The organism is Paenibacillus nitricinens (assembly GCF_052056485.1).
Classification (GTDB): domain Bacteria; phylum Bacillota; class Bacilli; order Paenibacillales; family Paenibacillaceae; genus Paenibacillus_AQ; species Paenibacillus_AQ nitricinens.
Genome location: NZ_CP183948.1, coordinates 5,829,953 through 5,855,920 on the forward strand (window position 1 = coordinate 5,829,953; position 25,968 = coordinate 5,855,920).

General features: G+C 43.2%; 17 protein-coding genes. 4 read left to right on the forward strand and 13 right to left on the reverse strand.

Going from position 1 to position 25,968, the window contains the following annotated elements; translation table 11 throughout:
• Positions 1 to 17: 17 nt before the first annotated feature.
• From ACN6KS_RS25885 to ACN6KS_RS25905, 5 genes are all read right to left on the reverse strand, one after another.
• Positions 18 to 911 carry a dienelactone hydrolase family protein gene (locus ACN6KS_RS25885; protein ID WP_440960785.1) on the reverse strand — a complete coding sequence of 298 codons (894 nt, stop codon included), beginning with the start codon at positions 909 to 911 and terminating at the stop codon, positions 18 to 20.
• Positions 911 to 2,281: a glycoside hydrolase family 28 protein gene (locus ACN6KS_RS25890; RefSeq protein WP_440960786.1), complete on the reverse strand. Its 1,371-nt coding sequence runs from the start codon at positions 2,279 to 2,281 to the stop codon at positions 911 to 913. The genes ACN6KS_RS25885 and ACN6KS_RS25890 overlap by 1 nt, the downstream gene beginning before the upstream one ends.
• Before the next feature lie 5 nt (positions 2,282 to 2,286).
• Complete coding sequence (locus ACN6KS_RS25895) at positions 2,287 to 3,444, reverse strand: glycoside hydrolase family 88/105 protein (protein ID WP_440960787.1); 1,158 nt, start codon at positions 3,442 to 3,444, stop codon at positions 2,287 to 2,289.
• 99 nt (positions 3,445 to 3,543) lie between these two features.
• A complete protein-coding gene (locus ACN6KS_RS25900; RefSeq protein ID WP_440960788.1) occupies positions 3,544 to 5,091 on the reverse strand; it encodes an extracellular solute-binding protein in 1,548 nt (515 codons plus the stop codon).
• Between the two features lie 88 nt (positions 5,092 to 5,179).
• On the reverse strand, positions 5,180 to 6,115 hold the full coding sequence (locus ACN6KS_RS25905; RefSeq protein WP_373455834.1) for an ABC transporter permease: 936 nt from the start codon (positions 6,113 to 6,115) through the stop codon (positions 5,180 to 5,182).
• A 305-nt stretch (positions 6,116 to 6,420) separates the two neighbouring features.
• Here ACN6KS_RS25905 and ACN6KS_RS25910 point away from each other — a divergent pair, with 305 nt between their 5' ends.
• Entirely contained in the window at positions 6,421 to 7,305 is an 885-nt protein-coding gene (locus tag ACN6KS_RS25910) for a carbohydrate ABC transporter permease (protein ID WP_094871828.1), read from the forward strand.
• Positions 7,306 to 7,373: 68 nt separating this feature from the next.
• Here the strand turns inward: ACN6KS_RS25910 and ACN6KS_RS25915 are convergent, their stop codons facing one another.
• From ACN6KS_RS25915 to ACN6KS_RS25950, 8 genes are all read right to left on the reverse strand, one after another.
• Positions 7,374 to 9,617 carry an AraC family transcriptional regulator gene (locus ACN6KS_RS25915; RefSeq protein ID WP_440960789.1) on the reverse strand — a complete coding sequence of 748 codons (2,244 nt, stop codon included), beginning with the start codon at positions 9,615 to 9,617 and terminating at the stop codon, positions 7,374 to 7,376.
• 232 nt (positions 9,618 to 9,849) lie between these two features.
• On the reverse strand, positions 9,850 to 12,513 hold the full coding sequence (locus ACN6KS_RS25920; RefSeq protein WP_440960790.1) for a copper amine oxidase N-terminal domain-containing protein: 2,664 nt from the start codon (positions 12,511 to 12,513) through the stop codon (positions 9,850 to 9,852).
• Positions 12,514 to 12,692: 179 nt separating this feature from the next.
• The gene (locus ACN6KS_RS25925) at positions 12,693 to 14,765 is read right to left on the reverse strand and encodes a peptidoglycan D,D-transpeptidase FtsI family protein (RefSeq protein ID WP_094871833.1); all 2,073 of its coding nucleotides are present in this window, start codon (positions 14,763 to 14,765) and stop codon (positions 12,693 to 12,695) included.
• A gap of 543 nt (positions 14,766 to 15,308) precedes the next feature.
• Positions 15,309 to 17,366, reverse strand: a complete 2,058-nt coding sequence (locus ACN6KS_RS25930; RefSeq protein WP_094871856.1) for an iron ABC transporter permease — start codon at positions 17,364 to 17,366, stop codon at positions 15,309 to 15,311.
• An 8-nt stretch (positions 17,367 to 17,374) separates the two neighbouring features.
• Complete coding sequence (locus tag ACN6KS_RS25935) at positions 17,375 to 18,397, reverse strand: ABC transporter substrate-binding protein (protein ID WP_440960791.1); 1,023 nt, start codon at positions 18,395 to 18,397, stop codon at positions 17,375 to 17,377.
• A gap of 210 nt (positions 18,398 to 18,607) precedes the next feature.
• Positions 18,608 to 19,447 carry a BglG family transcription antiterminator LicT gene (gene licT / locus ACN6KS_RS25940; RefSeq protein ID WP_440960792.1) on the reverse strand — a complete coding sequence of 280 codons (840 nt, stop codon included), beginning with the start codon at positions 19,445 to 19,447 and terminating at the stop codon, positions 18,608 to 18,610.
• 67 nt (positions 19,448 to 19,514) lie between these two features.
• On the reverse strand, positions 19,515 to 21,380 hold the full coding sequence (locus ACN6KS_RS25945; RefSeq protein ID WP_440960793.1) for a beta-glucoside-specific PTS transporter subunit IIABC: 1,866 nt from the start codon (positions 21,378 to 21,380) through the stop codon (positions 19,515 to 19,517).
• Positions 21,381 to 21,654: 274 nt separating this feature from the next.
• A complete protein-coding gene (locus ACN6KS_RS25950) occupies positions 21,655 to 23,067 on the reverse strand; it encodes a glycoside hydrolase family 1 protein (protein WP_280788502.1) in 1,413 nt (470 codons plus the stop codon).
• 112 nt (positions 23,068 to 23,179) lie between these two features.
• On the opposite strand from ACN6KS_RS25950, the gene ACN6KS_RS25955 reads away from it, so the two are divergent.
• Genes ACN6KS_RS25955 through ACN6KS_RS25965 form a run of 3 tightly spaced genes read left to right on the forward strand, consistent with a single transcriptional unit; the run spans position 23,180 to position 25,928 of the window.
• The gene (locus ACN6KS_RS25955; RefSeq protein WP_094877118.1) at positions 23,180 to 24,148 is read left to right on the forward strand and encodes a LacI family DNA-binding transcriptional regulator; all 969 of its coding nucleotides are present in this window, start codon (positions 23,180 to 23,182) and stop codon (positions 24,146 to 24,148) included.
• Between the two features lie 59 nt (positions 24,149 to 24,207).
• Positions 24,208 to 24,879 carry a response regulator transcription factor gene (locus ACN6KS_RS25960; protein ID WP_341135729.1) on the forward strand — a complete coding sequence of 224 codons (672 nt, stop codon included), beginning with the start codon at positions 24,208 to 24,210 and terminating at the stop codon, positions 24,877 to 24,879.
• Entirely contained in the window at positions 24,876 to 25,928 is a 1,053-nt protein-coding gene (locus tag ACN6KS_RS25965) for an ATP-binding protein (protein ID WP_440960794.1), read from the forward strand. Before ACN6KS_RS25960 ends, ACN6KS_RS25965 begins: the two co-directional genes overlap by 4 nt.
• Positions 25,929 to 25,968: the final 40 nt, after the last annotated feature.

Sequence of the window (25,968 nt, forward strand, 5' to 3'; positions counted from 1 at the left end):
AGAGCATCCCTCTCATCCTATAAATGCTTGGTCATAAACGATTTCCAAGCTACCCGCATTTCCAGGGTTTCCATATGTCCGCTACCGGATATCATTGGTTTCCAGTTCTCTGGACTCCCTGCCATTCGGTACTTCTCATGCAGGCCTGAGGCTAAAAGCTCTACCCCTTCGAGCGGACACATCCGGTCATTGCGACCCGTCAGACTCATACGAGGACGAGGGGCAATTCTCGACTGAATATCAAGTGTGGTATAATGCTTCAGCAGTCCTAGAACATAAGAATAGAACCCATGATGGTCCAGTCCTCTTTTGGCGATTAGGGTATGAGCATCTACCTGTCCGCATATATCAACGGTTACCTTAATTCGTTCGTCCAGCGCAGCCAGCCACCAAGACATCAGCCCACCCATAGACATTCCAATCGTCGCCACCCGTGAGGCGTTTATATCAGGCCGTTCAGACATATAGTCAAGCAGACGTCGGCAGTCATGCAGCATCATTCCCCATAAGACCTGACCCTGCCAGAGCATTTCCTTCACTAGCTCACTTTCAGTTTTGCCCCGCCGTTCACCAAAGCACCACACATCGATGCAGCAAGCAGCATATCCCATACCCGTAAGCGTCTTTGCAAAAGAAGGCTGCTGCAGATAAGGACTGCTGCAAATGAATTCATTCCGTCCATTCTCATAATTCCCTCCATGGGAATGGTTGAAGATAACGAGTGGAAAAGGACCCTGCTGTTCAAGCGGAAGTGCAACATATGCCGGAACCTTCTCTATACCATTCAAATCCAGCAAAAGCGTCTCTAGCCGATAGCCGTCCCTTTCCTCTACACATAACAGCTGCACAGAAATCGGCCTGTTCTCTGGAAGATCGCCAAGCAGAGCTGTAAGTTTATCCTGTTCTAGCATTAGTCTTCCCGCCCGCTCAAATCTTCCTGTGAAGGAGCGACGGTCACCTGTTGGACTAACTCCTCCACTTTAAGAGTGTTTTTAGACTGACAGCCGCTAATGTCAATCGCCTCTCCATTTTCAATATAAAAAGCAGGTCCCTCATGATTTTCAATCGTTACTTGGCGGAAGCGGATGTCTTTTACGTTGCCAAGATAGAACCCGCGATTACTCATATCCTGAATCCCAGACATCATTGCCGGACGACCAGGAATCGCGTCTTCTGCCATCGATATATCAATATCTGAGAAGGTAATCTCCGAAATATACTGCTCTGCTAGACCGTATAGAAAACCAGCAGCAGCATGAACGTTCCGCGCAGTAATGTTGGCAAAGTGAATACGTCTGAAGCAAGGTGTTTCCTCGGTAATCGGATAAGGATTTTTGTCCCACACATATTTGTCCTTCCCACGAGAACCACAATAATAATAAAGATTAAGGATAAACGGACAAATCACGTCATCCATCACGATATTACTAACACGGATATCTTCGACAACACCTCCGCGTCCACGTCTAGATTTCAGCCGAATACCGCGATCCGTCTGTTTGAATACACAGTTGCTAATAACGATATTACGGATATCCCCGCTCATTTCACTTCCCAATACAACCCCGCCATGTCCATGGATCATCGTACAGTTCGTAATCGTAATATTTTCGCAGGCGATTCGCTCCTTCGTTTCCTCTGTTCCCGCTTTAATGGCAATGCAGTCATCACCTACATCAATATTGCAGTTGCTGATCCGGACATTCACGCAGGATTCTGGGTCAATGCCATCCGTATTGGGCGAATCCGCCGGGTTAAAAATCGACAGATTATCTATCGTAACATCTTGGCAACAGATAGGATTCACAGTCCAGCTAGGGGAGTTCACAAGTGTCAGATCTCTAAGTGTGACTCTACGGCAGTTATCGAAGCTGATAAGCTTCGGGCGAGGAAAGATCAGCGACTCGGGGGAATTACGTATCTTATCCCACCAAGATGCTCCCCCTCCATCCAGCTTGCCTGCACCCGTAACCGATACGTTTTCTAGATTGATCCCAAAAATACAAGAAGCATGAACTTTCTGCTTTACTCCCTCCCAGCGAGACTCCATCACGGGATAATCGTTCGGATCAGAGCTGAATTGAAGTACGGCTCCATGGCTAAGCTGTAGCTCAATGTTGCTCTTCATAAAGATTGCACCGGTATGATAAGTACCAGAAGGAACATAAACTATTCCTCCTCCAGCTTCGCTTGCTGCCTGAATCGCGCTAGCAATAGCTTCCGTCGAAGACTCCGTACTATTAGAGTGTGCTCCATAATGTACTATATTGTAGAAAGTCATAAGCTTCACTCGCTCCCTTTCATCACGGCAGGACGCTGCAAATATTCGTACTCACCACAAGCCAGAAGAAATGCGCCAAGCCCTTTTTGATCATTGGTAATGATAGGTTCACTGATGTAGTAGGCATACGTACCATCTCTTCGATCATCTCCTCCAAGTCCTGCGACTTGGCAATTCTTGTTCAAGTTGACCCAGCCATGCCTCGTTTCCATTACAAATTCCGTCAGAAGACCCTGATAGGCATGGTCAAGCATTTCGAACCAGCTGGCATTCAGTACACCGAGCCGTATGCCCTTAGCCAAAGCATAGGTAATCATGCTAGAAGCTGAAGCCTCCAGATAATTGCCCTTACGATCGCCCATGTTTACTACCTGGTACCAAACTCCGGAATCAGCATCCTGAACCTTACGAAGGGATGTCAACGTATCGGTAAGAATACGCACTAACTCATCGTAATCCGCATGTTCCGCAGGGAGTAAAGCAAGTGCATCCACCAGCGCCATGACATACCAGCCTAACGAGCGCCCCCAGAAATTGGGAGACAATCCCGTTTCGGGATCGCACCATGGCTGTACCCGCTTTTCATCCCAGGCGTGGAACATAAGACCTGTCTCTGCATCCTTGGTATGATGCTCACACAGAATAAATTGCCGGGTCACATCATCCAGACCCTTTCCGCTTTCATATTCTAGTAAATACTCCAGATAGAAGGGCGCGCCCATGTACAAGCCGTCTAGCCAAATCTGATACGGATATATATTCTTATGCCAAAACGCACCTTCCGAGGTTCGAGGATGCGTTGTTATCTGCTTCCTTAACAAATCTGCAGCCTTTTTATATTTCTCCTGCCCCGTTTCTTTATGGAGAAGAAACAGTAGCTTTCCGTTATTTAGATGATCAATGTTGTGTTCACCCAAGTGGTAACCCTTCACTGAGCCATCCTCTTCTATAAAATAATCCATATTATCTTTGATATATTGATAATATTTAGGCTCTCCCGTCTGTCTCCATAGTAGCTCAAAGCCCTTCAAAATGACGCCATAATCATATGACCACTTTCCATGATATCCTTTATCGTTATATAGTCTTGGTGTTCGTTCCATGATTGAATCAGCCATACGGATACCCCAGCTAGTACTTCTAACTGCAATGTTGTCGGCCATTTCTTCCTCCTGTTTGAATAAATATGGTCCTAAACGTTTCACTTTCGTTTAGGACCCATTCACTATTTTCTTATCCTGTCGTCTGTATTAATTAAGGGTTTACCCTTTATAAGCAGCCTCATATTCAGAAATCACCTTACTGCCTCCGGATTTCTTCCACTTCTCAATCTCAGCCTTATACTCCTCCACATTAATTTTGCCAAGAATATATTTATAAGTAGCATCTGTCACAATCTTCTGCAGTTCAGAACCTTGGGTTGAGAACGTCTCCGACTCCAGCGAGTAAGCAGGATTCAGTACAGCATAATCGGCATTCTCCTTGATCAGCTTCTCGGCTTCTACTTTGAGCGGATCAGCATCATGAATAGTGAATCCCAACTCTAAAGGACGGGAGCCTGCAAATGGCTGAACCTCCTGTTTCCACAGATTTGTATCTTTAATGGTAACGGCCTGATCCGCATCGATGGTGTAATGAACATCCTGAATTCCATAGGTCATCAAAGCGTAGACCTCTTCATTCATGAGATCATTAATAAATTTCAATATCCGTCTAAGCTCATTTTCATCCTTGACCTCGGATTTTGGGAAAGACAGCAGTCCACCGATTCCGTTGTTAGCGGACCAAATTGCACGATCTGCTTCATTGCCTGTGGAGGTGATATTGTTAACCATGACCAAATCCATATTATCCTGAATGCCTTTAGCCAAATTCAACAGGTTCTTGCTATCAAACAGAGCTCCAACATAAATTCCGGCCTTCCCCTGTGCAAAATTCTGCTGCTGATCTGTTTTAGCTGTCACAGCGAAGTCCTGATTAATATAGCCGCCATTATAGAGTGCTTTCATATAATCCATGGTTTTAATATAGGAATCTGTGTCAAATTCAGGTGTCATTTTCCCTGTGTCGTCTACACTCCATATATTTGGTGTTCCAAAGTAGGAACCCAAGGTCTTGAAGGCTCCATAAATAAGATCGCTACGATCCATAAACCCTGTAGTGTCCTTCTTGCCATTTCCGTCAGGATCCTTCTCGGTAAACGCTTTCGCAATTTCCATCAATTCATCGGTTGTTTTTGGCACCTGCAATCCCAGCTTATCCAGCCAATCCTTACGAATGACCACACCATTTCTCGCCAACGGCTTTTGGAAGGGAACCCCATACAATTTACCGCTAATGGAGGCCGAGGTACGTGTGTCTTGTGAAATCTTTGCCAGATTCGGGAACTCATCCAGATAAGGACTTACTTCCCAGAACATCCCCGCCTTTAAAGCGTTACGTACCGAGGAATTATCAAGGATAGTCAGGGTAACGATATCCGCCAAGGAATTGGAGGCTAGCGATGTATTAATCCGTTCTTCTTTGGAAGCATCGGGTATCCATGAGAATTCAATCTCTGTATTCGTAGCTTCTTCTATTTTGTCCAGAACAGTATTTGTAGGTGGAGTCGGAGTCTGCAGGATGTTCAGCCAGCTAATCTTTGCTTTAGACTCTAAAACATCAGCTGGTGTCGCTGTCGTCTTAGCCGCTGAATTCGTTCCCCCATTTGAAGAATTTGACTCCTTCGCGTTGTTGCCTCCTCCGCATGCAGTGAGTAACAGCCCGCTACACAGCATTAAGGCTACAAGTTTCTTGTAATTGCGATTCATCAACATTACCCCTTTTTTAAATGTATTTGTTGTTTTATCTTCCACCTCTGCCTAAAAGACAGAAGCATGAATTAGAGTCCTGAACAAGTTAGTAAACACCATCTTCTCCGATTTTCTTAGCCAACTTGTTCGACAGAATCACGAGAACCAAGCCAACCACACCTTTAAATAAACCTACGGTGGTACTGAAACTCAACTGGCCGTTCTTTAGGCCCGCGGTATAAATGTAGGTATCAAAAATCTCTCCAACCTCGCGGTTCAATGAATTAATCAGTAAGTACATATGTTCAAAGCCTAGATCCAGCGTATGACCAATCTTCAAAATAAGTAAGGTGATAATAATGGGTCGAATCGCTGGCAAGGTGATATGCCATGTTTTGCGCAATCTGCTTGCTCCATCCATTTCAGCTGCTTCATATAACTGGGTATCTACTACAGTAATGGCTGCCAGATAAATAATCGTCGACCAGCCAATCTCTTTCCAGATGATCTGTCCAATGTACACAGTACGCAGCCACTCTGGAGAAGTCAGGAAGCTGATTTTTTGCATCCCGAGCGCGGCCATCATTTCATTCAGCACCCCTCCATCCACGTTCATAAATACATAGGAAATGGAGACGATGATCACCCATGACATGAAATGGGGGATATAAATAATCGTTTGAATGGTGTTTTTGAACAGCTTGTGCTGAACCTCATTGAGCATCAACGCCAGTATAATCGGGAGCGGAAAAAAGATAACAATGTTTAAGGCAAATAAGATTAACGTATTACTCAATAGCATAAAGAAGGTTGGTTCGGTAAACAATCGGACGAAATGCTTAAGCCCAACCCAAGGGCTATCTGCTATGCCCAGAAACGGCTGATAATCCTGAAAGGCAATAATAAGACCGCCCATAGGCAGGTACTTAAAAATAACAAAATATAGAAACCCCGGCAGTATCATCAGATACAATAATTTGTTTCTTTTTAAACTCAGCCAGCTATGCCCTGTTCGCTTTTTCCTCACTGGTTTGACTTTCATGTTCAGCATGGTGACGTTTGCCTCTTTCACCTGATCGGCCTCCTTGATCGCGTTTCCTTACGATTCTCAGATTACGATCATTCGTCTATTACGTATATAATCTTCAGATACTGATACTACGAAATCCGCGTGGTTATAGGCTTTTTCGTTCCTCCACCTCTTATAGTGATTACTACAATACATAAGGATCATCTGCAATTCCGCACGCTTTTCATGCCCAGAACAAAGCCCAAGCTAATGATTATATACGGAATAACAGACCCCTGATAAAGTTTCATTGAAACGATTACAAGGAGGATAACTGCATGACGCAACCATCTTTTAAAAAATTAACTTTGGGCAGCCGGCTGTTTACAATTGTAAATACCACACTACTTTCGCTCATTGCCCTCATCTGTCTTTTACCCTTTGTCAATGTGTTTGCCAGCTCTTTTGCTTCAACGCAGGAAGTGGTAGAGAAGAGGTTTATCCTGTTCCCAACAACCTTCTCTCTGGATGCTTACCGTTATATACTGTCAACGCCCACGATTTTTAAAGGGTTAGGTGTATCCATCGGTGTAACCTTAGCAGGGACTGTTGTAAGTATGATTCTTACTGCTTTAATGGCCTATGGGTTATCTAGAAAGTATCTATATGGAAGAGATTTTATCAATTTTGTAGTCGTGTTCTCCATGCTGTTCAGCGGGGGGATGATTCCCACTTTTCTCGTGGTCAAATATTTCGGGCTCATCGACTCCTACTGGTCCATGATTATGCCGGTTGCGATCAATGCCTTTAACCTGATCATTATGCGCAACTTCTTTCAGGCTCTGCCGGAAGGACTCGAGGAATCCGCCAAGATTGACGGATCCAATGATTTTGGTGTTCTGTTCAAAATCATGCTTCCACTAGCGCTGCCCTCTATCGCGACGCTCTCCCTATTCTACGGGGTAGCTTACTGGAACACTTATATGAGTGCAGTTTTATATATGACAGATTCTACGAAATGGCCAATTCAAGTGCTTCTGCGTCAGATCGTAATCGTCTCTAGTGGTATGCAGGGTGATAATGCTTCGGTCGATATTCTCCCGCCTGCACAAACTATCAAAATGGCGGTAATCGTAGTCGCTACCGTTCCAATGTTGATTGCTTATCCTTTTGTACAGAAGCATTTCACAAAAGGAGCTTTGCTCGGTTCTGTTAAAGGCTAAGCTTCCATAAGATGCGAAACAGCCAGCTCCCATAATCTGGAGGCTGGCTGTTTTTGTGATTTAATCAATTACTTGTCCTGTTTCAGGTTGCGGTAAGCGCCAGGGGTTACATGTTCTTTTTTACGGAAGGATCGAATAAAGTTCTGAGAATTATGGTATTGCAATCGTTCGGCGATCTCTTTAATGGTCATATCGGTCTCCACCAGCCACTTTTTAGCCATTTCTAATCGATAGTTCATCACATACTCGCTAAACGTCATGCCGTATTCCTTTTTGAAAATACTGCTTAAATAGTTAGGACTATAATGAAGGCGATCTCCGATTAATTCCAGGGACAGATCCTGATCGAACTCAGAACGGACAATCACTGCAATTTTATCAGACAAGAGGCGGAACTGACGGTCGGTCTTCTCCTTTACGCTTGAGACCATCGGATGGATAACTTCCTTCACCAGGATACGTTCAATTTCTTCCGGGTTACGGATGTCTAATAATCGGTGGTACAACGTATAATTATCCTCCGTCAACAGAACCTCAACACCTAGCAGCTGCTCTAGCTGTATCAGATTGTTTACGAAACGAATTAATGTGACTTCGAAATTCAGCGGATTCTTGCTATGCTTCATCATTTCTCCCAGCAGTGGGTACAGAGAACGTGAGACTTGTTCTTCATCCCCAATCCGAATCGCATCAAATAGCTGTGACTCTAACTCAGACGGATAATAAAGGAGAACAGGGCCTGAGATCACTCTCGATATATCCTCGTAGAAAATAATTGACTCTTTCCCCAGATTTAACCGATGATGTAGCGCCTGCTTACTCATCTCACAAGCTTCCTTGCTTAATAATAAATCATCGTAGAAATTGCTAATTCCGACGCTGACAGATAGTTTTAAGACCTCTCTAGCTGTTCGAATTATCGTCTTAGCATATTCTAATACTTGCCTCCTGTTCTCCTGTTCATTCGTTCCCTCAAAGATCAAAATGGTCGCTTGCGTGCGGTCGTTTAATAGAATAGGGATCATCCGATCCTCCTGCGGAATCCTTTCTTCTACCAGCTTGTTAACCGCAACAAGTAAAAGATCTTTATCAATCGCCTGACGTTCACCATAGTTATCCAGTTGAATCAATAAGGTGGCGTACACAGAATCCTCTGACAGCTTATGACCGAAGCGTTGCATACCCTGCTTGAGCTCCTCAGGCGATATCCGGTTACGGAATAAATTGAGAATAAACTGGGTTTCCAGCTGAGGCATTTCAGATTCAATGAGACCCTCAAGACTTTCCTTCTCCGATAAAATCGTATCGATAGAGCTGATAATCCAATCCACCTCATTTTTAGGCTCCAGCTGAGAGTTGACTGGCAAAATACGTTGAATCTGCCGGAAGGGCTTGGTGAAATACAATGAGATCACGTAAGCGATGATCACGATCAACAGTGTGATTAGTAGTACCATCATTACAATCCCGTATCTTGTTGTCTTTAAGGCATCGGAGATTTCACGTTGATCCAACAAGGTTACATAAACCCAATTATTGTAGGGAGATTTAGCGTAAATCGCCTTCATCGATTGGTGGTCGGCCCTCTCCAGAGCAATCGCTCCATTAGTACCTCCGCTGCCAGCAACATACGTGATATGTCCTAATTGCCTACTTGATAGTAAGGATTTCCCCGTTTCGGACTCATATAAAAGCTCTCCCTCCCGGTTAAGAATATATACCGGGGTGTTTCCTTCCGTTTGAAGCGTGTTATGTAAGGTTTGAAGTGAGATATCAGATAAGGCAATCGCCTGTTTGGTTTGTGAAAATACTGGCAAGGTATTTACAAACCGGATGCCTTTATCCGTCTTAATCCAGAATAATCCCCGGCTTCGATTATCGATATAGCTCTCATACAGAGTATTACGTTCTTCTTTCGATAAATGCGAGAGCTTACCATTGGAGATTTGCCAATTCTGCTCCAGACTAATTAAAGAATAGTCTACGAAATCCATTCCCATCGTAGCAATATAATTAAGCTGAGAGTTAATATCCCGGTACGCCTCAAAATCCCGCTCCGTAATTGGATTCTGAACGACTTCCCTAAAAGAACTAGTCGTACTGTAAGTATTAAAAGCGTATTCGATTGTTTGAATTTTCTGTTCTAAGGTGTTTTTAATTTGTGTAATTAAACTCTGCTTGCCGTCTGCCACTCTTTCAATCACTGAATTTATAGTCGTTAGATAAATATAGCTGCCGAAGCTAATGACTAGGCCAATACCCAGCACCAGAATAGGTACAAAAATCTTATAGAATATTCTGCCTCTTTTCATCGGTAGACTCCTTAAGAATGTAATTATTTTCAATTATAGCGCTTTCATTAGGCCAAACCAAATGTTTTTAATGCGATTATTAGTACCCTATATATTTCAGAGGATAATGTAACAATGAAAACGGTAAAAACCGCTTCATCAAGTCCTCTTGAAACTCAAGAAAATTATGTACATAAAAGAAAAGCCTGACCATGAATGGCCAGGCTAAAAATCCGTACTTCACGCGGTGAAGCTAAATTTCAAACTCTTCTGTTGAATTTGAAAGACCACCATTCTGTACACCACTATTATTGGCTACAGCAAGAACATACACCTTATATTTGACACCTTTAACAATTGAATCTCCATTAACATCCCTTGTCGCAGTGAATGTTGAACGATTCGTCCCGTTAGGGATTACCGACGAATAATAAGAGGAATTCACCGCAAGAGCATCCGCCGTACCAAACCCTTGTTTAGACGGAACCACCAATACTCGGTATTCCGAAATATTGCTCTCATTGGTGGATTTGTCGAAACTGATCAGGATTCTACCGCTACCTATTTCTTCTTTATACGTCACATTGGTTACAGAGACCACTGGAGTCTTAGTCGTAGACAACGTAATGACCGATGACTCCCCGGATAATGCATTGGGACCTGAATAATTACTACCACCCACAGCTAACACGTACACTTTATAACTAATTCCATCCTTTATCAAATTACCACGTACGTCTCTGGCGGAAGAATCTAATACTTGACTGGTACTGTTGCCTGATGTGTTTACCGAAGTGTAGTTAGAACTGGATACATTATTAGCTTCGGATAGGCTAAAGCTGCTGTAATATGACGTAGGCACCACCATAATTCGGTATTGGTTAATGAACGTTTCATCTGTGGCATGGCTAAACGACACCTTCAAATCTCTGCCATCGCCATAGTCATTTACATCGCTGACACTCAAATTTGTAACGGCTTTTACGCTAGAATCATTCAACAAAGTAATGACCGATGAAGCGGAAGAGAGCGCATTCGAATCCCAATAAATCCCGCTTCCAATGGATAACACATACACTCTATAGCTAGTTCCATTCTTAATCGAAGCTCCAAGAACATCTCTAGTTGACGAATTCAATACTTGACTGGTAGATGACCCAGATGTACTCACCGATGTATAGTTGCTACTGGATACATTATTCGCTTCAGCTAAACTAAAGCTACTATAATAGGATGTGGGTACTACCATAATCCGATACTGGCTAATATAGGTTTCGTCCGTCGGATGGGTGAAGGACACTCTCAGATCTCGTCCATCACCATAGTCGTTAACGTCACTAACACTCAAGTTTGAGACGATACTCACACTAGAATCATTCAACAACGTAATGACCGATGAAGGTGACGAAAGCACATTGCCAGTATTACTGCTTCCAATAGATAAAATATATACTTTATAGTTGACTCCATTCTTTATCAAAGCTCCACGTACATCTCTGGTTGATGAAGTCAATACTTGATTGGTTGTAGTACCTGTTGTACTCACTGCTGTATAGTAGGCACTGGATATATTATTAGCTTCAGCTAAACTAAAGCTACTGTAATATGACGTTGGAACTACCAGAATACGATACTGGCTAATATAGGTTTCGTCCGTCGCATGAGTAAATGATACCCTCAAATCTCGGCCATCATTATAGTTGTTAACGTCGCTAACATTTAAGTTAGAAACCCCTATGTTGGACAGTGTAATTGCTGAGGAAACAGATGACAACACATGATTAGCTGCATTACTGCTATCCATCGCCATGACAAACACTCTGTAGCTGACACCAGTTTTGATAAGAGCTCCGTCCACATCTCTGGCTCCTGAAGATAAGATTTGCGTGATATTATTACCTGTCTTGCTGACAAGCGTGTAATTCGCACTGGACACATTATTTGCTGCAGCTAAATTAAAATTCGAATAATTAGTAGCTTTGACAACAAATATCCGATAAGAACTTATCTTCGACTCATCTGACAGTTTATTGAAGCTGACGGATAAATCTCTTCCATCCCCATAATCACTTGTATCATTTACTTGTACATTATTTATTGCCGCTACAGTCTTATTCACTAGTGTCATAGTGGAGGATCCACTAGAAAGTGTACTGGCATTACTTCCTTTGCCAACCGTCAAGACATATGCCACATACGCTTGATTACTCTTAATTGAATCACCATCAACAGACCTTGAAGCAGAAGTCAATTTAATCGAAGGATTAGTTCCTGTTGGTAATACGGTAGAATAATTGTAAGAGGCTATCGTTTGTGCGGACGACAGATTGAGAATATTGCCTGATTTCACAATCAGTACACGGTAATGATCCACTAGTGACTCATTCGCCGCTCGAGTGAAGCTAACCTGAAGATCACGACCATCACCGAAATCACTCACATCCTGCGCTACTACGTTGGATACTGGCCCTGCATTTCCAACGTTCGAGGTTGAAGTTGTTATGGTTACAACTTGTGTCTTGGGGTTCCATCCCACTTCATGGCCCAGTGCTTCACTGACAAACCTTGTTGGAACCATCGTTCTCCCCTTCAGATTCAAACCAGGCACGTCTAGCGTTACAGCCTTATTGTTAATGGTGGCTGTCTTTGAGCCAATCTTTAACATAATCGTTGTATTATCTTTCGTTGCGGTTACAGTTTGTGCTTTTTGATCCCACTTGATGGTGGCATTAAAAGCTTCAAAGATAGCCCGCAGTGGCACCATCGTCCGCCCATTCACCATAACCGGTGCTTGATCTGTTGACAATCGAACCCCGTCAATAATAATACTGATCGGAGTAGCAGCCTTCACAGAGGATTGAAACATCATCGGTAAGACTACTAAAACTACTAATACTGAAATCCATAACTTCTTCACAGATCCACCCTCCTGGAATGACGAATACAATTTTTACCTACTCCTTTGACGCTGCTACCTAGATAAAAGTTTCATGATTTACTGGTTACAATATTTTAATCTAGACTCAGCCCCATTAATCGATCACAATCCCTCTTGGAAAAAGAAAATGGAGAGCGCGGAATGCGCCCTCCCTTCGATTATTCGTTCGTATTTTTCACAATATTCTTCTTCGGAATTCCGTCCAATCCATACTCCCAATCATACGCATCAAAGATTTTCCTAGCGACAGGTGCGGCGCTATTTGATCCGAACCCACCCTCAGGAATGACTACAGCCACAGCAAGTTTTGGATTGTCACGTGGTGCAAAGGCTATAAACACTCCGTTATCCCGGTTAATTTTTTTACTATCCGTTTGTTGTGAAGTCCCTGTTTTGCGGGCAAAATCATATGGGAAATCGCCGAAGGCACTTTTAACGTCACTATTCATCCCTTTCTTGATTTCCCGCCAATAGGATGGATCGAAATGGGTCACTTCATCAAGCACTTCCCGTTTGAACGCTTTGATAACCTTCCCATCTGAATCAGTGATTTTGCTTACCAGCTGCGGTTTAATTCGTTGCCCTTCATTGGCTAAAGTAGCCGCATATTGGGCTAACTGAAGAACTGTATAACGCCCCTGCTGTCCAAAAGAAGCATACACAAGCGCAGATTGAACAGATCCAGCTTTCGCTTCAGCCTTATAATTCAGATCGCCCAGGTATTCCCTAGGTAAACCTATACCTGTTGAAACACCAAGACCAAATTCCTTCATATAGGTGTCCCATACATCGATACCTTTAGACTTGTACTTGTCATACAATTTTTTTCCAATCATATCAACCATATATACGTTTGAGGATTTTTCAATTGCCTTGTAAGGATACAAAGAGTGGTATACATGATTCGATGAATTCCTTACAAAGGTCTCATGTCCCTCTCTACCAAATGAGGTGATTCCTTTATCTTGGTAAGTAGAAGATGTATTGATAAAGCCCTCTTTTAATCCAATCAGTACACTCAATGGTTTTATGGTCGAGCCGAGCAGCACCGTGGATTCGAAATTATGCCCCGATCTTCCTGATGAAAAGGGAGTGATCGTTCCGTTTTGATAATGTTTTTCGATTTGTTCATACTTCTCCGGTAAGATCGAACCCGTAGCCCAATCATTCGTATCATAGTCAGGCATACTCGCCATCGTAATAATATTACCTGTATCGACTTCCATGGCTACAGCGTAACCTGTTAAAGCATCAGGATGTGTTTCCCCCTGTACGGTGTGCGAGTGCAACCACTGAATCTGCTCTTTAATGGCCTCTTCGGTCTTCAGCTGAATTTTTTTATTTATCGTAGTCCAGATATTACTCCCTTTAACCGGAGGTTCAACACTGACGATTTTTTCCGCCATATTCTGCGGATCTACCGAAACTTCCTTATAACCATTCTGTCCTCGAAGCTCCTTCTGGTATTGCAGCTCCAAGCCATCAAAGCCTACTAGCTCATCCTCTTTATAGTTAAGACCAGGGTCCTGATTAGTTTTCATCGCCTGAAGTACATCCTTATAAAGATCTAAACTAGTAGAGGATTTAAAAAATTTCACATAACCAACCGCTTGTACAGCCACCGTATCGGTATCATAATGCCTAGAGCTTTCCTCTAACACCTCAAGATTGGGATATTCGTTTTTGTGCTCCAAAAAATAAGCAATTTCTTTCTTGGATAAACCTGATTTAATTCTTCGTGCCATATATCCAGATGATTTTTTAGAATATAAATCCATAACCTCAAGGATCTCTTTTGCTGTAATTTTTTTCTCATTAGGATCACCATAGGTTTCGAAGGCAGCTGCTAACTTGCTAGCCAGTGTGTTTGATTTATGATTTGCCTCGGCAGTTAATGTAGTTTTTTGGGTCGTTTTATCTGTTTTTGTGGCAGTATATTCTTTTTGCAAAGTGAGATATAAAGATTGAACGGGTGTAGAATAGGCCAATTTCTCACCTTCAGCTGCGAGGATATTCCCTCTCATTGCTGATAATGGAACTATTTTCATATCCCTATTAGCCTCGGCTTCAGTAAACTTAGATCCTTCGACAAATTGCAAGACTGCAAGACGAAGGATAATCACACAAAAAATAATAAAAGTGCTAAAGAAAAAAATATTGATTCTTAATTCACTAGAGTTATTTGTAGCTTTACTGTCGTCTTTTATACCTTTTCTGTCGAAGAGTCTCACATAATCCCACTCCCTATTTCCAAAATTCTACAATATAGGTTCTAAGTATAAACTAGCAAACTGAAATATACAAAATTAAGAATAATAGTTAAATAATTGTTCACAATCGATAATATCCAATTAAAAAAAACAGCAATCCTCAATATGCGAGAATCGCTGTTTTTTTTGTAGACGTTGGGTAGCCTGCACCTATGAATTGTCATCATTTGCTGAGGTTTAAGGACTCAAATGACGTTATTTGCAAGTTTTTAGCCTTTGGAGCTTGAATTCGACCTCCAGCGACGTTATTCCTTAGTAAGAGGGGCAAACTGAATAATTTTTATGCCAATAGCGGCTATGCAGTCATTTCCCACTTCAGATACGGAAATAAAGCTGATTTAGGGGTGGCTGTGTCCGATAGCAACTGCGTATGTGTAAGCTCCTCATCGAATGAAACGAAGTTTAAGGCGATCTAGATCGAGGAAGCGCTAATGAATTAGGGGATGCCCCAATGACCATTGTTATGGCTTTTGGAACACCCCCTATTTTATCTTATAGTAAAATCTATACTTTTCTAACCTGAGACCGATACATCAAGAACAAGAAATACGGAGCTCCGATCAACATTATAATAAGACCCGATGGGATTTCTTTTGGTGCCATAATGGTTCTTCCCAGCGTATCCGCAATCACAAGCATTATTCCGCCAAGTAATCCTGACAGAACAATGGATCGTCTCGTGTGATGTCCAATCATCATCCGTACTGCATGCGGCGCCATGAGCCCGAGGAATCCTATGGTTCCTACACTTGCAACGGCTCCCGCTGCAAGCATCACACCGATAATCATCGCCCACAGCCGAGTTCCTCGAACGGGTAGTCCTAAACCTGTTGAACTCTCATCGCCAAATGCTAGCAAATCGAATTTACGCCCCAAATAATATGCCAATGGAATGAGTACAATCAGGAAAATAAACAAGCTATTAAATTGATTCCAGCTTCGTCCGTAAGTCGAACCCGTTAACCAAATTAAAGAGCTGCTGCTCCATAAACTGCCCTTGACGATCATAACCTGTATTCCCGCAGAGGCGATCGCTGATACCGCGATCCCAAGCAGAATCAGGACAGAAGGATTCAAGTCTCTACGCCAGGCCATAAAAAACACAAAAGCCGCTGCCAGTGCACCACCTGCAATTGCTGCAATAGGGACCGCTAATACCGTCAATGCCGGAAAAGCGATCATCACGGTTAGCGCTCCTAGTCCAGCACCCGAAGTCACACCAATAATGGACGCGTCGGCCAGCGGATTTCGGACAGCGCTTTGAATCAAGACACCACTAATGGCAAGCGCAATACCGCCTCCAGCCGCAACGAGTGTACGTGGAAGTCGTAAATTCAGCAGGACGGAATAAGATCCATCACCGCTATGGACAAGACTGCTTAGCAGATCGCTAATTGGTATTTTGGTTCCTCCAAGTGACAAACTCACAAGGATAACAACAATGAGCAGTATGCTCATGAATATCACCGCCGGAACAAAGCGCATCCGAAGCGCTGTCCCTCCTATATTCATAGATGACTGACCAGCACCTGAACCCGATATATTTTTCATCTTGGTCAGCACCAGCCAAATAAGCCACGGCGCGCCAATAATCGCCATTACTGCACCAACCGGCATTTCACCCACACTGCTGCGCACTACCCGCGCGAGCGTATCCGCTGCCGTAATGAGCAGGGCTCCCCACAGCGCACTTGCAGGAATGAGCAGGTGATGCTTTCGAATACCGCTAAGCCGAACCAGATGTGGAGCCACCAGACCAACAAATCCGATCGGACCAACCACGCTGACCACGACCGCAGCCAACAATACCGATAAGCCTAGACCTAATCCCCGTGCCAACCCAACACGTTGCCCAAGTGAACGGGCTGTGGACTCATCGAGCTCTAAAGCATCAAATTGTCTGCCTCCGAGCACAGCGGCTATAAGCAGTGTAATTACAAAAGGCCAGGCATACTTCACACCGTCCCAATCTAGTTGAATCAGTGATCCTGAACCCCATAAGAATAAATTTTGCGTTTCGTTCTTGTTAAAAATATGTAGGGCGGATGTAAATGCTCCGAGAACCATAGACACGATCATACCTGACAAAGCCAATCTGACAGGTGTAGCCGCTTTACCTCCACTCAGCAAATAAGCAGCTAAAGCTGCAAACAATCCCCCTGCAACTGCCAGCAAGAATGGGAATTGATGCTGCAAAGCCGGGAAAGTAACCATACCAAGAACAACCATAAAATAAGCACCGGCATTAATCCCCAATGTATCTGAGGAAGCGAGCGGATTCTTCGTTATCGTCTGCAGTAAGGCTCCAGCCGCTGCCAGAGCGGCACCAGCCAGAAGGCCAATCACCGTACGCGGCATCCGAATATCCCAGAGCAGATTATGTTCCATCACATCCTGGCGGTTCAGCAATCCCTCCAACACCGTAGCTGCCGGGATTTTGGCTTCTCCAAAGCCTAGACTAAGAATGGATAGAACAAAGAGGGCGGCAAGGCCGCCCCCAAATATTCCAATGATTCGCCAGGTCATTCCACTTGAGGCCTCTTTGCTACTCTTCCCGTTCATAAATGCACTCATTTCGTTAATGTATTTACAACTTCATCCACGATAACTTTAGAGGAGATCGGGCCGCCGAACACCCAAGTAGTACTGCTCAATCCGAAAGTACGATTCTCTTTTACAAAGTTAAGTCCGTTCCAAACGGAATTATCCTTCAGTTCTTTCGTGAAAATATTATCATCCTTCTGAACGATATACATCAGGTTAGTATCCTGAACAGCTGGCAACGCTTCAACAGTTGAGGTACTGAATCCGTAAGCTTCGAATTTCTCCGGTTTCCAGTCGTTCTTCAGACCAATCCGATCCAATGTTTGTACCGCAAGTGAGTTATCTGTAAACAGACGCAACGTTGCTGCATTTTGATAGCTGTAAGCTTGGGTCAGTACATAGTTCAAGCCTTCTTTCCCTACTTCAGCCAGCTTTGCCTTTGCATCCGCATAGTGTGTATCCAAATCAGCAAGAACCTTATCGGCTTCTGCAGTTTTGCCTACTGCCGCTGCAATCGTTTTGAAGGTTTCTTCCATCAAAGTGTACTGATCGCCTTCTCCTTCATTCGGATACAGACCGAAAATCAGTGTTGGCGCAATACCTTTTAGTTGATCATAAATTCCTTCGTGCCCACCCGTATTGGCAATAATCAGATCAGGCCTTAATGAAGCAATCGTCTCCAGATCTGGCTCATCACGGGAACCAACATCAGTCACATTTGCATCAAGTGGTGCTTCAGAAGTCACATACAGCTTATAGTTCTCGTTATCGGCATTACCTACTGGCTGCATTCCTAGCGCAATAATATCCTCCGTAAAGGTCCATTCTAATACCACAACCTTTTGCGCAGGTTTGTCCAGCGTAATCTCACCTTTAGAATCTTTTAGTACAATAGGTCCGCCTGTAGATTCAGTGCTCGTTTTATCAGAGACCGTATTGTCAGCTGCTCCTGTATTGGATACCGCATTATTCTTTGAATTATTTCCACAGCCTGCTACCACTAATATGACAGCTATAATCATAAATAAACTGATTAACCTTTTGTGCATTTTCTTTATCCCCCTGTATTTTAACGATCGAAGTTGATTCTATGATAATTGTTATCAATCTATTGATAATGATTATCATAGAAAATCATACTAGTTATCTTATACGTGTTTTTAGCGAAAGTCAAAGTTAAAATTTAATATACAGCGCCTTGCCCCTAAAAAAAAGAAGTCCTAACAAATCAAGGCCTCCTTGATTTGTTAGGACTCTCCCTACTCCATGATCTGATTGGTGATTCTTTCAACGTGAATGGTGAGATACAGCATTTCATCATTTGTTAATTCACGGTTGTAGGTTTTGTAGATATAGATTTTAATTTTCTCAACACTTGCAAAAGCTTCCTTATATTGCTCCTTCACCAAATTAAATAAGCCATTCTCATTATCAGGCGGTGGAGTACCATTAATGAGGCGTTGCGCGAAAAATTTCAAATGAGTAATAAAGCGGTAATAGGCAAGGGATTCTTCATCATATTCTAGCCTGAAATGATGCTTCACGATATTTAAGATGTCGTTCATAATCTTCGTAATATTTACCATATTGGGCATTTCTTCGTTTAATTCAGCATTTACCAGATGGAGAGCAATATGTCCTGCCTCATCCTCAGGTAGCCTAATACCGAACTTGGAATGAATAATTTGCAGCGCAGCCTTCCCAACCTCGTATTCTTCCTTGTAGAACCTTTTAATTTCCCAAAGCATAGCGTTTTTAATCTTCAGCCCTTTTGAGAAGCGCTCCAAGGCAAAACTGATATGATCGGTCAGACTAACATAAATACTATCGTCCAGCATTTTACCGAGTTGTAGCTTGGCAAAGTTGATGATCTCTTCTGATAACTCCATATGCTCAATTGGAATCTCGGAAAGCAGCGTTTTTAGCTTATCTGAAAGCTTTTGATTGTTTAAAGTAAATATCTTTTCAATTTTCTCTTCCGCTAAGAAGTCTCCTCGCTTTTTCTTAAAGGCAAGTCCTCTCCCCATGATTACCAATTCAACATTGTGATCATCTATGACAGTAACAACATTGTTGTTCAACACTTTCTCAATCCGCATATTACAGCTCCTTGCAATCCTTTCCATTTTGCGTAGCTAGTCTGTTGTTATAATGTTCGACAAAAGATCAAACTACAACAGTCATCAAATCCACACCCGGTGTGATAGCCGTTTTTTTGGTACCAATCACATCACTAAAATTAGCAGTATTGGTGATAATGATCGGTGTTGTACATTGATAACCTTCATTTTTTATTTGTTCAAGATCAAATTCAATCAAGAGTTCACCCTGTTTGACGGTTGCTCCCTCTTCAACTTTCACATCAAAATATTTACCTTTTAATTTCACAGTTTCTATACCGATATGGATCAGGACTTCAACGCCCTCATCTGATACTACGGCAATACAGTGACCTGTTCTAAAAATGGTAGAAACCACCCCACTAACCGGTGAGTAGAGCTTACCTTCGGTAGGTTCGATGGCCATGCCCTTACCCATTGCTTCAGAGGCAAAAGCTGCATCATCAACGGAGGCTAAAGGAATTACGTTACCAGCTAGAGGGCTGACAACGGTTGAACTCTGCACAGCGTGAGGGAGAATAACCTCGCTCTTGTCAGTATTCGTCTTTTCTGCGACATCATTCACTTTTTCTTCTACAGCATTCACTTTCTTTTTATCTTCATAACCAAACATCATTGTAATCACCATTGCCAAAATAATCGTCACACCAGCGATGATCGCTTGAACTGCTAACGGAGAAAATGCCGGAAGACTTAATACACTCACAAAGGCGAAGACTTCCATCTTCACTTTGAAAAGACCACTAAGTGCGCCACCTATACCGCCAGCAATGGTTACATATATAAAGGTCCGTTTGTAACGGGTCAACAATCCGTAAATAATAGGTTCAGTTACACCTGAGAGCGCTCCTGGTAAAAATGTACTAGCAGCCAATGTTTTCAACTGCTTATCTCTTGTTTTCAGGAAGATCCCCAAGGCTACACCAAGTTGTGCAAAGATAGCCATGCCTGCCATTGCATAGATCGGATCTCCACCCTTAGCAATGTTCTCAAGAATAATCGGTACAAGCCCCCAGTGCAATCCGAGCACGGTCAAATACGTCCAAGAGATCCCTACTATTGCCCCCGTAACGATACCGCTCTTTGTACTGAGGAACAAAATAGCATCTCCAATTAAGTTCCCTACATTCACGCCAAAGGGTCCGAAAGCCAACAGGGTTAAAGGCACAATCACAATAAAACATATCATTGGAACCAAGAACATCTGCAAATCCTTGTGTATAAACTTTCTTAGTTGCTTATCCAATAAAGCGTATATACAGATGGCGATAAAAATCGGAAATACGCTTGAGGAATAGTCTGACATGACTAAAGGAATTCCTAAAAAATGTGGAGATTCAACACTCGCTAATCCCGTAATGTTAGGTTCAAGCAAGGCTGCACCGATACTACCACCCACATAAGCATTTACACCCAGTCTCATCGATAATGTAATACCTAAGAAAATTGGCAGAAAATAGAACACAGCATTACTAGCACCAGCCAATACTTTATAAGTCTCACCGTCTGCCGCTAAAACATTTAACGAAGTCAATACGGTTAACAGCGCTTTCAACATACCCGCACCTGCTAAGGCACCAATCAGTGGTGAAAAACTTCTAGAAATCACATCAAAAATCAGAGTCCCTAGCGGTTTCTTTACCTTTTTCTCACCAGAGTCACTACTAGGGGATATGGATTTAGCAATCTCTTTATAAACATCAGCTACATGGGTACCCACTATAACCTGGAATTGTCCCCCTTTGCTGACCACTCCAATAATCCCTTTCATTTTCTCCAGATTTTCTTTATCCACTTTTTGTTCGTCGTTAAGTGTGAATCTTAGTCGAGTGGCACAGTGGATCACGTTATTAATATTTTTCTCCCCACCGACAGATTGAATAATGTCTTTACCTAGCTGCTCATAACTCATTTTCGTACACCCCTTCGGTAACAGATCAGATCAATTAATCACGGAACACAGTGAACGAAAAAAAACCTAAATCACATCCATGCACGAAAGAGAAATCTCCCGTAAACATAAATGAAACTTAGGTTTTGCCTGCTATGCAGTAGCAATCCTGATATCCGATTAATTTATTACTTACAAATTAACATGTCCCATTAGCGATGTCAACGATAACCATAATTTGCATAATAAAAAGTCCTGATCATCAAGAGGATCTTGACGATCAGGACTTTCGCTATTACAACAGGCTCTGCCCGTTAGATTCAATCACTTCTTTGTACCAATGGAAGGACTTCTTGCGGAATCTTTCCAGCGTACCTGAACCATCATCATGACGGTCCACATAAATGAAGCCATAACGTTTCTTCAGCTCGGCGCTTGTTGCACTGACCAAGTCGATGCAGCCCCAGCTTGTATACCCCATAACTTCCACGCCGTCGGCAATCGCTTCCGCCACCTGTACCAGATGATCTCGTAAATAATTGATCCGGTAGTCGTCGTTTATCACCTTTTCACCGCTTCCATCTACAACGAGCTGATCCACGGCACCCAGACCATTTTCCACAACAAAGAGTGGCTTCTGGTATCGGTCATAGAACATATTCATCACATAACGTAAGCCCTGCGGATCGATTTGCCATCCCCAATCACTCGCTTCCAGATACGGATTTGGCACCCCGCCTAACAGGTTCCCTTCCCCTCTGATCTGTTTCTCTGGATCAGCCGTTTCACAAGTGCTCATATAGTAACTGAACGATATGAAATCCACGGTATGCTTGAGAATTTCTTCGTCCCCTGGCTCAAAATGAATGTGAATTCCGTTTTCTTTGAAGTAACGCTTCATGTATCCCGGGTAATATCCTCTAGCATGAACATCTGCAAAGAACATATTTTTATGATCACTTTGCATCGCTCGGATCAAATCATCCGGATGAGGAGTGAGTGGATAAATCGGCATACTTAGCACCATACATCCTATTTTAAAATCAGGATTGATCTCATGGCCGATCTTCACAGCCAAAGCGCTTGCTACGAACTCATGATGAATCGCCTGATACAAATCCTGCTTGCTCAATTGTTCCAATGGCGTGTTGATCCCACCGCTCATAAATGGGAACTCTAGAATGGAATTGATCTCGTTAAAGGTCAGCCAATATTTAACCTTGTCCTTGTAACGATTAAAGATCGTTCGCACATAACGCTCGTAAAAATCTACCATTTTGCGATTAACCCATCCATCGTATTCTCGTGCCAGATGCAGCGGAGTCTCATAATGGGAAATCGTTACTAACGGCTCGATACCGTATTTATGACACTCGTCGAATAGATCATCATAGAACTGCAGGCCTTTTTCATTCGGCTCCAGCTCGTCCCCTTTCGGGAAAATTCGGGACCAGGCAATAGATGTCCGAAATACTTTAAAGCCCATTTCTGCGAACAGCTTAATATCTTCTTTATAGCGGTGATAGAAGTCGATACCTATGAGCTTCATGTTATCGTCGGTAGGAACCTCTGTAGGAGCAGATTTAATTCCGTGTGGCATAACATCTTGGGTAGACCAGCCTTTTCCATCTTCCTGGTATGCCCCTTCAAGCTGGTTAGCAGCTACAGCACCGCCCCATAAGAATCCTTCTGGAAATTGTAAGTTCATGTTTCTTCCCGCCTTTGCTATTGTGATAGTATAGGATTACTGCTCTAATCCGAATCCTAACTCTTGGAACGCGTTACATGTCAAGCATTAATCATGCAAAGGAGAGAAGTCGATGTCTACTCTTGACGAAATTGCTAAGCTATCAGGCTTTTCTAAAGCTACGGTATCCCGAGTTCTGAACGATTCCCCACATGTCAGCAAGGAGACAAGAGAGAAAATTCTCGCCATCATGAAGGAGACGGACTATGTTCCCAATCGGAATGCTATTTCTTTATCGAAAGGCCAAACTCAGCAAATCGGCATGATTACCTTAGACCTGAATGAACTTATTCTGTGCTTTATGAACAGCTTCGTCGAAATTTCCGGCCATTACGGGTATCAGACGATTATTTATACCACTGGCGGAGATAAGCAAAAAGAGCTTCAAGCGTTCGAAGATCTTAAACAAAAAAGAGTCGACGCCCTGCTTATTTTGACCGCTGTTAACGATAAACATGTCATAACTTCCTACTGCAAATATGGACCGATCGTGTCATGGCAGCGCATGGACCATCCTGAAATCCCTTCCGTTGCCATGAACCAATATGATGGATATGCACTTGCTCTGGAGCATTTGATAGAACGAGGGTATAAACGTATCGCCAATGCTTTTGGCCGTCCTAGCAGCATTAATACTCAGAGCCGAAGATTAGCCTACGAACAAATCATGTCCAAATATAATCTTCCCGTCCTCGAGAAATGGTATTACACCACTATTTATGGAATTCAAGACGGAGAGCAATTAGTGAAGACATTCATGGGACAACCAGAACCGCCGGATGCCATTCTATGCGCCAATGATTTGGTGGCGGTAGGTGTTCTCAGCGAAGCTCGCAGGCAGAAGCTAGATGTGCCAAGGGACCTCGCCATCGTTGGTTTTGACAATTCAAAGCTGTCGCAGACGCTCGGAATAACCACTATTCAGAATCCGATTGCGGGACAGGCAGAGAATGCTTTTCTTTTGCTGGCTCCTGCATTGCTTGGACTGGACATGGAGCTGCAGCCACTGTCGTTTCAACTGATTGAACGGGAGACAACCTAACTAAGTCTGCCCATTCTCAGAATGCAATGAAATCTTAAGCTAAGAATTGGAGTGAAACCATGATTAAGATCCTTGTTGTGGAAGACGATAAGCATGTCAGAAAGCTGATGAACGCTGTCCTGAAACGGGAAGGTTATGAAGTGTTAACAGCCGAGAATGGCATTCAGGCATTGGAAGTTCTTGAAGTCCAGCACATTGATCTGATTATCCTCGATATCATGATGCCTGGAATGGATGGTTACGAATTCGCCGAAGAGCTAAGGAATGCCAACAACATGATCCCGATCCTCATGGCAACGGCCAAACAGCTTCCAGAAGATAAGAAAAAAGGATTCCGTCTCGGAACTGATGATTATATGACCAAGCCTGTAGATATAGAGGAAATGCTGTTGAGAATACAAGCCCTTCTGCGCCGCTCGCAGATTGTAAGCGCCCGGAAGCTTATTGTTGGTAAAGTCATTCTTGATTTCGATGCGTTAACAGTAATTCGAGACAATGAAAAACAGACACTTCCTCAGAAGGAGTTCCATCTCCTCTATAAGCTTCTATCCTATCCAGAGCGCATTTTCACTCGAATCCAGTTGATGGACGAAATCTGGGGGATGGACAGCGAAACTACAGACACTACGGTTAATGTGCATATCAACCGCTTGCGGAAACGGTTTGAGAACTATCCGGAGTTCGAACTTGTGTCCGTCCGCGGTCTCGGATACAAGGCGGTGAGAACATGATTAAAAAGCTAAGCAACAAAATCAGCCTGCCGATCTACTTCTCGCTTGCTGTATTTATTATTTTCCTTATTACAGTGCTAATCACCGGAATCCTAACCTATCTGTCCTTAGTCTTTGGCCTGCTGGATGAACGGATTCTCCAGGACAAAAAAATCCTAACCTTGATTATATTGATTGCCTGCACCATTATCGGTACCGTCACATCGGTAATTACCAGTCGCAGGATGCTGAAATCAATCCGCACATTTATTGATGCGATCGACCAGTTGGCCGGAGGGGACTTCTCTATGCGGCTGCAGCTCAAGCACCCTCCAGAATTCAAAATTCTCTCCGAGAATATTAACCGGATGGCTGAGGAACTAGGTGGTATTGAAATTCTGCGTACAGACTTTGTAAACAATTTCTCCCATGAATTCCGTACTCCGATTGTGTCGATTAAAGGGTTCGCTGAAATCCTGAAGGATGATGAGCTGAGCAAGGATGAACGAAATGAATACCTAGATATTGTTATCGAGGAATCTACCCGTTTGGCCGCTCTGGCCTCCAATGTCCTGAACCTCTCCAAAGTAGAGGCACAGGCGATATTAAGCGACCGGCAGCCCTTCAATGTTGGAGAACAAATTCGCCAATGCGTCCTGCTGCAGCATACTAACCTTACGAAAAAACATATATCCTTTAAAGCCAACGTGCAGGACTATATGGTACCCGGAAATAAAGAGATGCTGAACCAGATCTGGCTGAATTTATTGGACAATGCGATTAAATTTACTCCAGAGCACGGCGAAATCGAAGTGACCATGAGGCGGTTGAAAGATCAGGTCGAAATTACATTCCGTGATAATGGAGTAGGCATCAGTCCAAGTGCACTTCCAAAAGTCTTTGACAAGTTCTATCAGCAAGATACCTCTCACTCTTCTGCCGGCAATGGCCTGGGGCTTACGATAGTCCGAAAAATCATTGAACTGCACGGCGGAACCGTCACCTGCGACAGTGTTCCGCTGCAGGGAACAACCTTTACGATGCTACTCCCTGCCTCATCTAAGCCTTGATAGAACCGTTGGGTTCTTTCAGGGCTTTTCATTTTTTTTC

Coding starts and splice junctions, on each gene's coding strand:
- ACN6KS_RS25885 (WP_440960785.1), bottom strand. CDS start 911: ATGCTAGAACAGGATAAACTTACAGCTCTGCTTGGCGATCTTCCAGAG.
- ACN6KS_RS25890 (WP_440960786.1), bottom strand. CDS start 2,281: ATGACTTTCTACAATATAGTACATTATGGAGCACACTCTAATAGTACG.
- ACN6KS_RS25895 (WP_440960787.1), bottom strand. CDS start 3,444: ATGGCCGACAACATTGCAGTTAGAAGTACTAGCTGGGGTATCCGTATG.
- ACN6KS_RS25900 (WP_440960788.1), bottom strand. CDS start 5,091: ATGAATCGCAATTACAAGAAACTTGTAGCCTTAATGCTGTGTAGCGGG.
- ACN6KS_RS25905 (WP_373455834.1), bottom strand. CDS start 6,115: ATGAAAGTCAAACCAGTGAGGAAAAAGCGAACAGGGCATAGCTGGCTG.
- ACN6KS_RS25910 (WP_094871828.1), top strand. CDS start 6,421: ATGACGCAACCATCTTTTAAAAAATTAACTTTGGGCAGCCGGCTGTTT.
- ACN6KS_RS25915 (WP_440960789.1), bottom strand. CDS start 9,617: ATGAAAAGAGGCAGAATATTCTATAAGATTTTTGTACCTATTCTGGTG.
- ACN6KS_RS25930 (WP_094871856.1), bottom strand. CDS start 17,366: ATGAACGGGAAGAGTAGCAAAGAGGCCTCAAGTGGAATGACCTGGCGA.
- ACN6KS_RS25935 (WP_440960791.1), bottom strand. CDS start 18,397: ATGCACAAAAGGTTAATCAGTTTATTTATGATTATAGCTGTCATATTA.
- licT (WP_440960792.1), bottom strand. CDS start 19,447: ATGCGGATTGAGAAAGTGTTGAACAACAATGTTGTTACTGTCATAGAT.
- ACN6KS_RS25945 (WP_440960793.1), bottom strand. CDS start 21,380: ATGAGTTATGAGCAGCTAGGTAAAGACATTATTCAATCTGTCGGTGGG.
- ACN6KS_RS25950 (WP_280788502.1), bottom strand. CDS start 23,067: ATGAACTTACAATTTCCAGAAGGATTCTTATGGGGCGGTGCTGTAGCT.
- ACN6KS_RS25955 (WP_094877118.1), top strand. CDS start 23,180: ATGTCTACTCTTGACGAAATTGCTAAGCTATCAGGCTTTTCTAAAGCT.
- ACN6KS_RS25960 (WP_341135729.1), top strand. CDS start 24,208: ATGATTAAGATCCTTGTTGTGGAAGACGATAAGCATGTCAGAAAGCTG.
- ACN6KS_RS25965 (WP_440960794.1), top strand. CDS start 24,876: ATGATTAAAAAGCTAAGCAACAAAATCAGCCTGCCGATCTACTTCTCG.